Consider the following 11951-nt stretch of genomic DNA (forward strand, 5'->3'; position numbering starts at 1 on the left):
AAATGGCCGGTGGGCCGGCAGCCTCGGTGCTGCCGCCGGCCCACCTCTGGTCACCGGGCGGTCTACCGCCAGGTCACTCGGCCGCGAAGAACATCGACCGGTTGGTCCAGTCGAGCGCCGGGTCGGGCTCGGCCAGCACGGTCACCGAGGTGCCGGCCACGGCGACGTCGGCGGTCGGATCGAACGGCACCGCTCGCAGCCGCCCGTCGGACGAGCCGAACACGATGCTGCCGGCCACCCAGGCCATGCCACGGACCGAACTCCAGGTGACGCCGTCGGTCGGCACGGTGAATTCGGTGGCGCCGAGATAGTTGCCGTCGAGTTCGAAGTACCGGTAGAACAGCTGGTTGTTACCGCTGCCGGCGCGGGTGTAGTAGAGCCGGCCGTCCAGGTAAAACGCCGCGTTCAGCGACAACGCGTCGAACCAGGAGTTATAGCCCGAGCTCTCCCACGGACCGCCGACGCTGCTGCCGTTGAACATCGAGATGTCCAGCCGGCTGCCGGTCTCGGTGCCGGCGACCGGGCGGGCCCAGTAGATCCGGTCGTGCACCCGCCACACCGCGCCGGCGTCGACCAGGTTGGGCTGGTTGGTGATGGTCGCCGCGCCAAGCGTGGCCCCGTCGAACGGCACCTTGGTCAGGTCGCCGTTGGCGGCCGCCAGGTAGAGGTAACCGGTGCTGTCGGTCGGTGGGTTACGCGACACGATGGTCCGCCCGCCCGCGTCGGGGAACATGCCCAGCCGGCCGTGGTACTCGTTGCCCATGCCGTCGGAGTTGTGGCCGAAGTAGAGGCCGTCGGAGCCGAACCAGAGCACCGGTACTGCGGAACCCCAACTGCTCGCGCCGGCCGGCAGCGCCGATCCGCCGCTGCGCCGCGGGTTCCAGTTGACCGGCATCCCGGTCGCCACGGTCACCGCGCCGATGCCGAGCCGGTCGACCGCGCCGTCGCCGGCGTTGTCGCTGCGGTTCGGGTTGTTCAGCCAGCGAAAGTGCCCACCGGTATAGGCGATGCCGTCGCGGACCACCACCGAGGTGATGGTGTCGTTGCCGGTGAAGTTGAGCCAGGTGGCGTCGAGGCCGCTGCCCCGGTCGGCGGTCTCGTACCGGGCCAGCGAATCGCAGTACGCGGCCGGCCAGCCCGAGCCACCGTTGGTGCCGACGACGAAGTAGCTGCTGTCGTCGCCGAAGCTGATGTCCTGCACGTAGTGGGTGAAGGTTCGCCAGGAGCAGCTCGGCGCGAACCGATGGTTGCTGTCCCAGTCGGCCAGGACCGGGGTGCCGGTCAGGTCGACCATCGCGATCTGCTCCCGGGTCAGGCCTTCGACCTCGCGGAAATTGCCGCCGAACACCAGCGTGTCACCGTCGGGCGCGACGTCGAGCGTCCACACGTACGGCGGCACGTCGTGCCGGCCGACCGCGATGTCGACATCGAAGGTCGGATCGATCGCGCCGGTGTCCACGTCCAGCCGGGCGAGCCCGGCGTGCTGGGTGCCGTTGACCCAGTTGAACGCACCACCGATGTAGAGCCAGTCGCCGCTGACCTCCATGTCGCGGACCACTCCGCCGTCGGAGCGGCCCTCCCAGGAGGACACCGTGGCACCGGTCGCCGGGTCGAGGGCGACCAGATTGCGGCGGGCCTCTCCGTTGACGTTGCGGAAGACCCCGCCGACGATCAGCTCACCGGCCGGAGTGACCTCGAGGGTGTTCACCGCACCGTCCAGGTCGGGCTGGAAGCCGGCGACCAGCGCACCGGTGGACCGCTGGTAGCCGAACAGGTACGGCCGGGCCTGCCAGGTCGCCGAGCTGGTCGGCCGGATCTCGGTGAAGGTGCCACCGACGAAGATCACGCCACCGATCTCGGCGAACGCTCGGGCCTCGCCGTTGCGAGCATGTGGGGTGTGGTCCGCCGGGTTGGTCGAGACCAGAGTGGCCGGGGCCGGGGTGGGGACGACGGCGGCACCCGCAGCCGTCGCGTCGATGATCAGTGTCAGCACTACAGCAGTCGCGACCAGGGACGATGCCCACACGCGACGGCCGCTGGACAGACGCCAGCCAGGCTGGGATTGGTTCACGCTTCCCTCCAGATGGGAAATTGTCTCAGACAGCGTGCGCCAACCCCAGCCGGGTCAGACATCCACCGATCGGACGGCAGCCGATCGGGTTTCTACCAGTCTTGGCTGAACGTTCTACCAGGTCAACTCCGGCCCGGCAGCGGCTGCCGGAAGTAGGAGTCCTTGCCGGCCCTGGTGAATCCGGCCAGCGCCGACGGGTTGTGGTTCATCGTCATGTTGCAGGTGGCCGATGTGCGCGTCGATCCGGCGGAGTTGAAGTAGACCACCGCCTTGATCTTCGGATGCGCCTTGATCGCTGCCGGGAACTGCTCGAACCACCGCTGCTTCGCCGCCGGGTCGTCCGGGTGGAAGTTGCTGCCGAACTCGGCCAGCATCCGGGGTTTGCCCACGCCGATGCGGTGCTCGTCCAGCCACCGGTAGAACCCACCGACCGTGGTGTGCGGGTCCTTCCAGGTCTTGCCACCGTTGCAGGCGTAGAAGTTGTACGGATCGTAGCCGACCCAGTCCACATAGGCATCGCCGGGATAGAGGTCGGCGTACCGGTCGTAATGGCCTGACCAGCCCATCATCACCCAAACCCAGACCGCGTTGTCCGCGCCGGCCTTTGCGAAGCGCTGGTGCACGTGCCGCCAGGCCCGCACGAAGTCGGCATCGCTGCCCTTGGCCGGCTCGTCCTCCGGCTCGTGGTCGAAGCCCATGAACACCGGCACCCCGGTCGCCTTGATCCGGCCGGCCACGTCGTCGATCACCGAGTCGTACCGGCCGCTGTAGACGTCCCGCCAGCTCAACGTGGTGCCGGAGGAAAAGATCCGGGACTCCCAGGCGAAGAACATCAACCGGCCGCCCCGCATCTGCTCCTGCTCGAACTTGTCAGGGAACGCCCCGTTGCTGCCGGCGTTCGAGAAATCGTGATAGCGGTGCACGATGTCGAACTTGCGCCCGACCTGCGCCTCCACCTCGGCGACCGCACCCCCGTGGTTCCAGCCCTTCGCGGCGCTGGTCGGCGAGTACATCCCCCACCAGGCGCCACAGGCGGGTACCAGCAGGTCCGACACCGAGCCGCAGCCGGCGCCGGAGGCCGGCGGGCTGGCCGACGCGCTGGGCGCGACGGTCGGCGAAGCGGACGCCGATGCGGACGCCGACGGGGCCGCGGTGGTCGGCACCGGCGCGCTCGGCGGCGCGGACGGAGTGGGCGCCGCTGCCGGTGGCGGAGTGCTGGGCGCGTCCGCCGCCGATTCGTAGCTGATCACCAGCCGGGGTCGGATTGACTGGTCGCGGTACTCGACCGACGGCCAGTAGACGCGCTGGTTCAGCCCGGTCTGGCGCAGCGCGAACGTGTAGGTGCCGTTGCCGGCGACCTGCGCGGACACGTCCCACTCGTTGTAGCCCTTGCGGACCGTCGGCAGCGTCGCGAGTGCCCGGTCGACGGTCCGGGCGATCCCGTCCGCCCCGGCCAGCGACGGCCGCGGCTGACGGGCGTCCACTGCGGTCCGGTACGCGGTGACCTGCGCGTTCAGGTCCTGCCAGGAGTACAACTGCAGACGGACCCGCAGGTTGCGGACGGCCTTCGGCAGTTGGTCGACGGTGAACTCGACGATCGCGTCCCGGGCCCCCCGCGGGTTGCGTTCGCAGAGCGCGGGACAGGTGGCCAGGGTGGTCTTCGCCCCGTTGTCACCGTCCTGCGGCACGTCGGTGGCGGTGGTGTCCGCGGTGGCCGGCACGGTGACCTCGTCGTCGGCGAGCAACGGCAGAGCGGTGACCACCATGCCGGCCAGCAGCGCGGCGCTCACGCCGCCGACGATGAGCCGGCGGCGGCCGGACCCGGTACGCGCGATGGCGTCGCTCAATCTGTGTCTACTCAAGAAAACAGCCCCCCTGTGGCATGAGCTTGCCGCGCGAGCCTAACGGGGGTGAGCTCAGATGTACGCCGCGTAACCAGAGATCTAAGCACTAATTAAATCTACCGGCGTCATCCGACGGTCTTCGCGACGACCTTTGCCATCAACCGGAATGCCTTGCCACGGTGGCTGATCGCGTCCTTCTCGGCCGGGCTGAGCTCGGCGTTGGTCCGTTCCTGACCGTCACCGAGAAAGATCGGGTCGTAACCGAAGCCACCGTCGCCGCGACCGGCGCACAACAGCCGGCCGGACTGGCGTCCTTCGACCAGGTGTTCCTTGCCGCCGGGCAGCACCAGGGCCGCAGCGCAGACGAACGACGCCGCCCGGTGTTCGTCCGGCACGTCGGCGAGCTGGGCCAGCACCAGATTCAGGTTGGCGAGGTCGGCACCGTGCCGGCCGGACCACCGGGCACTGAACACTCCGGGCATCCCACCCAGCGCGTCGACGGCCAGCCCGGAATCGTCGGCGACCGTCGGCAGCCCGGTGTACCGGCAGCCTTCCCTGGCTTTGAGCAGCGCGTTCTCGCCGAAGGTGAGACCGGACTCGGGCACCTCCGGGTAGGGCTCCAGGTCGGCCAGCCCGACCAGTTCGACCCGGTGGGCACCGAGCGAGGTGTCCAGGATCCGCTGCAGCTCGGTCAGCTTCTTGCCGTTGCGGGTGGCGAGCAGCAGCCGGGTACGCCCGGCCGGTGCCGCGCTCACCGGTCCAGCACCCTACGCTGCGCGGCGGTCAGCTCGGCGCAACCGGCGACCGCCAGGTCGAGCATGGCGTCGAGCTGGTCCCGGCCGAACACCGCCGCCTCGCCGGTGCCCTGCACCTCGACGAAGTCCCCGTCGCCGGTGCAGACCACGTTCATGTCCACGTCGGCCGCGACGTCCTCCAGATAACACAGATCCAGCCGCGGTTCGCCGGCGATCACGCCGACGCTGACCGCCGCGATCGAGCGCCGCATCACCCGGTCCGGCTTGCCGCTGAGCGCCTTGCGGTCGGCCAACCAGCTGACCGCGTCGTTCAACGCGACGTAACCGCCGGTGATCGCGGCGGTCCGGGTGCCGCCGTCGGCCTGCAGCACGTCGCAGTCCAGCACGATCGAATTCTCCCCGAGCGCCTTCAGGTCGACGGCGGCGCGCAGGCTGCGCCCGATCAGCCGGGAGATCTCGTGGGTCCGGCCGCCCAGCCGACCCTTGACGCTCTCCCGGTCCGACCGGGTGGTGGTCGCCCGCGGCAGCATGGCGTACTCGGCCGTCACCCAGCCCAGTCCGGACCCTTTCCGCCAGCGGGGCACCCCCTCGGTGACGCTCGCGGTGCAGAGCACCTTGGTCTGCCCGAACTCAACCAGCACCGACCCTTCCGGGTGCATGCTCCAGTTGCGGGTCAGGGTCACCGGTCGTAGCTGAGCGTGGGTGCGTCCGTCGGGTCGTGCCATGTGCAGAGCCTATGTGCCGCGCCGCTGCGGGCCCCGTCCGGGTCACACCGGACCGGTCCGCTCAGGCGGCGACCGGCAGGCGGGCCACGACGCCGGGTACGTCCAGCACGGCGCGGTAGTGCTCGATCAGCTCGTCGCCGATCGCCGCCCAGGTGCGGCCGGCGACCGCGGCCCGCGCGGCCCGTCCGTACCGGGCCCGACGGGCCGGGTCGGCGACCAGCCCGGCGACCGCCCCGGCGAGCGCCGTCTGATCACCGGGTGGCACCAGCAGCCCGGTCACCCCGGGCGTGACCAGGTCCACCGGCCCGCCGGCGGCCGGCGCCACCACCGGTACGCCGCTGGCCTGCGCCTCCTGCACGGTCTGACCGAACGTCTCGTGCGGACCGGTGTGGGTGAACACGTCGAAGCTGGCGTACAGCCGGGCCAGGTCCCGGCCGTGCCGGGCGCCGAGGAAGCGGACCGCCGGCAGGGCGCGCTCCAACTCCTTGCGGGCCGGTCCGTCACCCACCACCACGACCCGTACGCCCGGCAGCCGGCTGGTCTCGGCGAGCAGGTCCACCCGCTTCTCGGCGGCGAGCCGGCCGACGTAACCGACCAGCGTCTCACCGCCGGGGGCCAGCTCGCGGCGGGTCGGTTCGCAGCGGTGGGCCGGGGCGAACCGGACCGGGTCGATGCCGCGGCCCCAGATGCGTACCCGGTCGATGCCGTTGGCGGTCAGGTCGACGGCCGCAGCGGTCGACGGCGCCAGGGTGCGGTCCGCAGCGTTGTGGATCTCGCGCAGCCAGCGCCATACCGTCGCCGCACTCCACCCCAGGTGGTACGCGCGGGCGTAGGCGGCCACGTCGGTCTGGTAGACCGCCAGGGTGGGTAGCCGCAACCGGCGGGCCACCGTCAGTCCCCGCGCGCCGAGCACGAACGGGCTGGCCAGGTGTACGACGTCCGGGGCGTGGTCGGCCAGCACCTCGGTGAGCCGGCGGCTCGGCAGGCCGAGCCGGAAACTGCGGTAGAGCGGCACCGGCAGGCTCGGCACCCGGACCACCGGGTACGGGTGGACGTGGACCTCCGCCCGCTCGGCCGCAGCCGGCGCCGGTGCGACGACCAACGGCTCGTGCCCGCGGGCGACCAGGTGTTCGGCGACCCGCACCACGGAGTGCGCCACCCCGTTGAGGTCCGGCGGGAAGGACTCGGTGACGATCGCGACGCGCATGGGTGTCACGGTCTCGCCTGTGCGGGTGGCCGAGGCTACGCCGCGTTGACCAGCGGGCGAACTCTGCGGCAAAAGAACCGTTGGCCGGTGTCGACCGGTCAGACCTCGTAGTGGGCGCCGGCCCGGACGATCTCGACCGGCCCGTCGAAGCTCGATGCCGCCGCCTCGAACGTCAACGCCTCGCTGCCCCAGGCGGTGACCAGATGGGTCAGCAGCAGCCGACCGACCCCCGCCTTGGTTGCGGCCTCCCCGGCCTCCCGGCCGGTCAGGTGCAGGTCCGGCGGGTTGTCCACCCCGTCGAGGTAGCTCGCCTCGCAGAGGAAGACGTGCGCGTCCTGGGCCAGCCGCAGCAGCGCCTCACAGGGTGCCGTGTCCGACGAGTAGGTCAGCACCCGGTCGCCGTGCTCCACGCGTACCCCGTAGGTTTCCACCGGGTGGTTGACCCGGTCGACGGTGACCTGCAGCGGGCCGATCGGAAAGCTGCCGGGCTGCAGGCCGTAGAAGGTGTAGACGTCGTCGACCGGCTCGCCGCTGATGTTGTACGCGGTGGCGATCCGGTCGGGCGCGCCGGCCGGGGCGTAGACTGGCAGCGGCGGGTACGGGCCGTCCGGGGCGTAGCGCCGCACCACCACGTAGGTGCAGGCGTCGAGCATGTGGTCGCAGTGCAGGTGGGTGAGCAGGATCGCGTCGACCGCGTGCAGGCCGACGTACCGCTGCAGGGCGGACAGCGAACCCGAGCCGAAGTCGACGAGCAGGCGGAACCCGTCCGCCTCGATCAGGTAGGCCGAACAGGCGGCCTCGGGCCCGGGGAAACTCCCGGCGCAGCCGAGTACGGTCAGACGCATCAACTGTTCCCACGATCGCGGTGAGACACCGGCGATGCGCCGTTCATGCCATCGAAGATCTCCACCAGCGGCTCTGCCACGCTCGGCAGCCTACGCCGCGGCCAGCGGCGGAATGAAAGATCCGCTGCAACTTGTCGTCAACGTGACACCGAAGCGCGAACAACTGGAGCGACTTCGACAACCCGCCCCAGGATCGCCCATAGCGCAACCAATCATTTGCACCGGAGCGCCGGAGCACAAACCATGCCGCCGGTGCGCCTCAGGCCCAGAGCTGACCTTCCAGCGCTTCCTCGGCGTCGGACAGCGTGCCGCCGTACGCACCGGTGGAGAGGTACTTCCAGCCGCCGTCGGCGACCAGGAACGCCACGTCGGCGCGGCGGCCGGCGTTGACCGCCTCGTGCGCGACGGCGAGCGCGGCGTGCAGTACGGCACCGGTCGAGAAGCCGACGAAGAGCCCCTCCACCTCGACCAACTGCCGGGTCCGCAGCACCGCGTCGCGGGTACCCACCGAGAACCGCCGGGTGAGCACGTTCGCGTCGTACAGCTCCGGCACGTAGCCCTCGTCGATGTTGCGCAACCCGTACACCAGCTCGCCGTAGCGGGGCTCGGCGGCGACCACCTCGATGCCGTCGACCTTCTCCCGCAGGTAGCGCCCGGTGCCCATCAGGGTGCCGGTGGTGCCGAGCCCGGCGACGAAGTGGGTGACCGTGGGTAGGTCGCGCAGCAGCTCCGGCCCGGTGGTCTCGTAGTGCGCCTGGGCGTTGCCGCTGTTGCCGTACTGGTAGAGCATCACCCAGTCAGGGTGCTCGGCGGCGATTTGCTTGGCGGTGGCCACCGCCTGGTTGGAGCCGCCGGCGGCCGGCGAGAAGATGATCTCGGCGCCGTACATCCGAAGCAGTTGGACCCGTTCGGCGGAGACGTTCTCCGGCATCACGCAGACCAGCCGGTAGCCGCGCAGCTTCGCCACCATGGCGAGTGAGATCCCGGTGTTGCCACTGGTGGGTTCGAGGATGGTGTCGCCGGGCCGGAGCTGCCCGGCCTGTTCGGCGGCGCGGACCATGAACATTGCCGCCCGGTCCTTGACGCTGCCGGTCGGGTTGCGGTCCTCCAGCTTGGCCCACAGCCGTACCGGCGGCGCCCCGTCGGGCACCACCGGGGAGAGCCGGGGCAGGCCGACCAGCGGGGTGCCGCCACACGCGTCGAGCAGGCTGTCGTAGCGCGTCATGGCGGGCCGCTCAGCCGCTGATGGTGTCGGTGGCGGCCGGGGCGACGTCGCTCGCGCCGCCGGCCACCGCGGGCAGGATCGTCACGGTGTCCCCGTCGGCGACCTTGGCGTCGAGCGCGCCGAGGAAACGGACATCCTCGTCGTTGACGTAAATGTTGACGAACCGGTGCAGGTTGCCCTCGTCGGTGACCAGCCGGCCACGCAGGCCGGAGTGCTTGGCGTCGAGGTCGTTCAGCAGGGCGGCGAGGGTGTCCCCCGTGCCTTCGACGACCTTGGCGCCGCCGGTGTAGCTACGCAGGATGGTGGGGACGCGAACTTCGATAGACATTGACGTGCTCCTATTGCAACGGTAGGTCGGACCAGATCGCGGTGCGGTACGGCGCCAGGTGTCAGCGGCCGGACGAACACTCGTAGTCGACCGTGGTCGGGGTCTGCCCGAACAGGTACGACTGCACCGCGTGCGGGTCGACACCGGCGTCAATGAGATTGACCGGCTCCTCGGTCACCACGCCGTCCACGATGCGGAACGACCGGATCTCGGTGACCTCCGGGTCACGGGTGGAGACCAGCAGGTAGTGGGCCTCGGGCCAGCCGGCGATCGCCGCATCGGTGCGGGACGGGTACGCCTCGGTCGCGGTGTGCGAGTGGTAGATCACCACCGGCTCCTCGTCCCGGTCGTCCATCTCCCGCCACAGATGCAACTGCTCCATCGAGTCGAACTGGTAGAACGTCATCGAGCGGGCCGCGTTCTGCATCGGGATGTGCCGGGTCGGCGTGTCCGAGCCGGCCGGACCGGCGACGACGCCGCACGCCTCGTCAGGGTGGTCCCGGCGGGCATGGGCGACGATCGCGTCGATGATCGACCGGTCGATGCTCAGCACCACCCCAGCCTACCGCCTTCTCCGCTTCTCCGGCCCGGCCGGCCCGTGGCGGTCGTCACGCTCGTCGACACTAGTCGAGCAACGCGCCGAGCAGGGACTCCTGCAGATAGCCCAGATAGGCGTAGACCGACAGCTGGTACAGCCGGCTCGACGACGGATCGTCCCGCTCGGCCGCCGCCAGCTCAGCGCCGAGATCGGTGTCGGCCCGCACCTGCAACCGGACGCCCATCGCCAGCCGGGCGTCGTTGATCGCGCGTAGCCACGCCTCGGCCGCCTCGCCGTCCAGGCGGACCTCCGCGCCCGTGTCGCCGGCGTCGGCCGGCAACGCGGCGAGCACGGCGCCCGCTTGGTCGATCTTTGCCGTCTTGAGGTCGCTCTCGGTGTATCGCCGCAGCTCCGCCGAGCTCGCCGGATCGTCCGGGTAGATGTCCGGAAACAGCCGGTCGACCACCGGGTCGTCCCGTTCGAACCCGTCGGTGAGGAGGTTCACCACCTCACCGGCGACCTTGCGCAACACCCGTACCTCGTCGGGGGAGAAGACGGCCACGACGCGCCCGTTGCGGCGCCGGAACATGCTCATGCCCGGTCGACCGTCGCCCAGAGCCCGTAGGCGTGCAGCCGGGACGCGTCGAGCTCCATCCGCTCGCGGGCGCCGCTGGACACCACCGCCCGGCCCTTGTTGTGCACGTCGAGCATCAACTCCTCCGCCTTGGCCTGGCTGTACCCGAACAACTTTTGAAAGACCCAGGTCACGTACGTCATCAGGTTGACCGGATCGTCCCAGACGATGGTCACCCACAGGCGTTCGTCACCTGGCGTCTCGACCGTGTCCGGCGTCTCGACCGGAGCAACCTGGGGAGCCGCCATTCCCCCATCGTGCCATCGGTGGGGCCGGGGCGGACAACGCCCACCGCGGTCAGCCCGGCGCGTCGCCGCTGTCGATCGCATCAGCCAACAGGTTGGCCAGGCCACGCCGTACTGCGGCGAACCGCAACGCGATCTCCTGGGACAGCGCGATCTCCACCGCCCGCAGCGCCTGCTGGATCCAGGACCGGGCCTGGTCCGGCGCCATCCCGGACGGTCCACCGCGCGGATGCCAGCAGTCGGCGGCGAGCGCGACGCCGATCGGCGGCACCGTGCACCGGGACCGCTGCACCGGGTACGCGGCGAAGACATCCACCACCATGGTGGACGGCCCGGCGACGGTGGACGGCACCGGCTCGCACCGGCCCGCGGCGGTCGTCAGGAGTCCTTCCGCGACCGCCCTGGGCGGATCCCCGAGCAGCCGGCCGCGGAGCTGCTCGCGCAGCAGCGGTCCGAGCCGCTGTGCCGGGTCCGGCCCGAACACCTGCTCGACCGCCTCGTCCACCGCGTCGTCCACGCCGGCGGCACAGGCCGCGCTGGCGTGCAACGACAGGGTCAGGAGCTCGCGGTCCAGGAAGCCGGGTATCCCGGCCGGTCCACCGCCGAACAACAACTCGCGGACGGCAGCCAGGTGCAGGTTGGCCAGCTCGATCGCCAGGGTGTGCCGCACCCGCTGGCCGATCCGTCGCACCACCCGGTCCAGCCGCTCGGACCAGCCGACTGCCGGCCCGCCGGATGGCAGTGTCAGTGGCTCGTCGAACGCCAGCTGATCGGCCAGACCGGCGCCGGCCCGGTGCAGCGCCTCCCGGGCTGCCCAGTCGGTCACCTCCCGGCGGAGAAACACCGCATCGCCGGTTGCCGCGTCGACCGAATGCCAGGGTGCCTGTTCCAGCTCCGGAACAGCGGCGAGCAGCTCGGCCCGCTGGAACGACCCGCCCGCGCTCTGTACGCCGGCCGCGGTGATCGCGACGAACACCGCGACACCGGCACCCAGCGTCCGGCGCAGCAGTTCGTGTTCGATCTGCCCGGGCGGCGGCCCGGCACCAACCACGAAGACCAGCGCGCCGCCGCGTACCGCCGTGTCGAGCAGCACCGTCGCGCCGGCCGACCGGAGCGTCTCCAGGTCGGGCGAATCGACCAGGCTGAGCCGGCGCAGCGAGGCATCCGGCCGGATCACCTCGACCCGGCGCGGTGGACGGGGCAGGGCCAGGTTGGCACCGGACCGCGCTGACCGCGCCGGGACGATCCACGGCTGCGACCAGCCGGGCAGATATGCCGCGATCCGCTCGACCGTACCGTGCCGGACGACCAGGAAACTCTCGGGCGGACGCAGATCGGGCAGCGGTTCACCGTCGACAAACGCGGTCAGCACGGCCGAGCGGCTACTGGCGGCGGCTCCGACCACGACGGCCGCGACCGGTTCGTCGGCCGGTGGGGGCGGCGGCGCCGGGGCGGCCATCGGCTACTCCACAACCAGGTCACCCGGGCGGCGCGGCTGCCTGCGCTGCCGGGGAACGCGGGCGGCGGCGCGGGT

Annotated in this window: 12 protein-coding genes; all 12 read right to left on the bottom strand. The window is 71.0% G+C overall.

Annotation, left to right across the window (positions count from 1 at the left end; translation table 11 throughout):
• Window positions 1-73: 73 nt before the first annotated feature.
• Window positions 74-2011 (bottom strand): hypothetical protein, encoded by a 1938-nt coding sequence (locus ACFHW1_RS17155; protein ID WP_416554793.1) that lies wholly within the window; start codon window positions 2009-2011, stop codon window positions 74-76.
• 182 nt (window positions 2012-2193) lie between these two features.
• Window positions 2194-3918 carry a glycoside hydrolase family 26 protein gene (locus ACFHW1_RS17160; RefSeq protein WP_416590945.1) on the bottom strand — a complete coding sequence of 575 codons (1725 nt, stop codon included), beginning with the start codon at window positions 3916-3918 and terminating at the stop codon, window positions 2194-2196.
• A gap of 122 nt (window positions 3919-4040) precedes the next feature.
• Window positions 4041-4670, bottom strand: a complete 630-nt coding sequence (gene rdgB / locus ACFHW1_RS17165) for an RdgB/HAM1 family non-canonical purine NTP pyrophosphatase (protein WP_416615714.1) — start codon at window positions 4668-4670, stop codon at window positions 4041-4043.
• Complete coding sequence (gene rph, locus ACFHW1_RS17170; protein ID WP_416554686.1) at window positions 4667-5395, bottom strand: ribonuclease PH; 729 nt, start codon at window positions 5393-5395, stop codon at window positions 4667-4669. The genes rdgB and rph overlap by 4 nt, the downstream gene beginning before the upstream one ends.
• 61 nt (window positions 5396-5456) lie before the next feature.
• Entirely contained in the window at window positions 5457-6602 is a 1146-nt protein-coding gene (locus ACFHW1_RS17175) for a glycosyltransferase family 4 protein (RefSeq protein ID WP_416590947.1), read from the bottom strand.
• Between the two features lie 98 nt (window positions 6603-6700).
• Window positions 6701-7447 carry an MBL fold metallo-hydrolase gene (locus ACFHW1_RS17180; RefSeq protein ID WP_416554690.1) on the bottom strand — a complete coding sequence of 249 codons (747 nt, stop codon included), beginning with the start codon at window positions 7445-7447 and terminating at the stop codon, window positions 6701-6703.
• Between the two features lie 259 nt (window positions 7448-7706).
• On the bottom strand, window positions 7707-8672 hold the full coding sequence (locus ACFHW1_RS17185; protein WP_416554692.1) for a PLP-dependent cysteine synthase family protein: 966 nt from the start codon (window positions 8670-8672) through the stop codon (window positions 7707-7709).
• 10 nt (window positions 8673-8682) lie between these two features.
• Window positions 8683-9000, bottom strand: a complete 318-nt coding sequence (locus tag ACFHW1_RS17190; protein WP_416554694.1) for a MoaD/ThiS family protein — start codon at window positions 8998-9000, stop codon at window positions 8683-8685.
• A gap of 61 nt (window positions 9001-9061) precedes the next feature.
• A complete protein-coding gene (locus tag ACFHW1_RS17195) occupies window positions 9062-9553 on the bottom strand; it encodes a Mov34/MPN/PAD-1 family protein (RefSeq protein ID WP_416554696.1) in 492 nt (163 codons plus the stop codon).
• A 70-nt stretch (window positions 9554-9623) separates the two neighbouring features.
• Complete coding sequence (locus ACFHW1_RS17200) at window positions 9624-10133, bottom strand: DUF2017 domain-containing protein (protein WP_416554698.1); 510 nt, start codon at window positions 10131-10133, stop codon at window positions 9624-9626.
• Window positions 10130-10420, bottom strand: coding sequence for an ATP-dependent Clp protease adapter ClpS (gene clpS, locus ACFHW1_RS17205; protein WP_416554700.1), 291 nt, complete (start codon window positions 10418-10420; stop codon window positions 10130-10132). The genes ACFHW1_RS17200 and clpS overlap by 4 nt, the downstream gene beginning before the upstream one ends.
• A 49-nt stretch (window positions 10421-10469) precedes the next feature.
• The gene (locus ACFHW1_RS17210; protein WP_416554702.1) at window positions 10470-11876 is read right to left on the bottom strand and encodes a hypothetical protein; all 1407 of its coding nucleotides are present in this window, start codon (window positions 11874-11876) and stop codon (window positions 10470-10472) included.
• Window positions 11877-11951 lie beyond the last annotated feature (75 nt).

Origin of the sequence: Micromonospora sp. LOL_014 (genome assembly GCF_048060245.1) — a bacterium.
In the GTDB taxonomy this organism is placed as follows: domain Bacteria; phylum Actinomycetota; class Actinomycetes; order Mycobacteriales; family Micromonosporaceae; genus Micromonospora_E.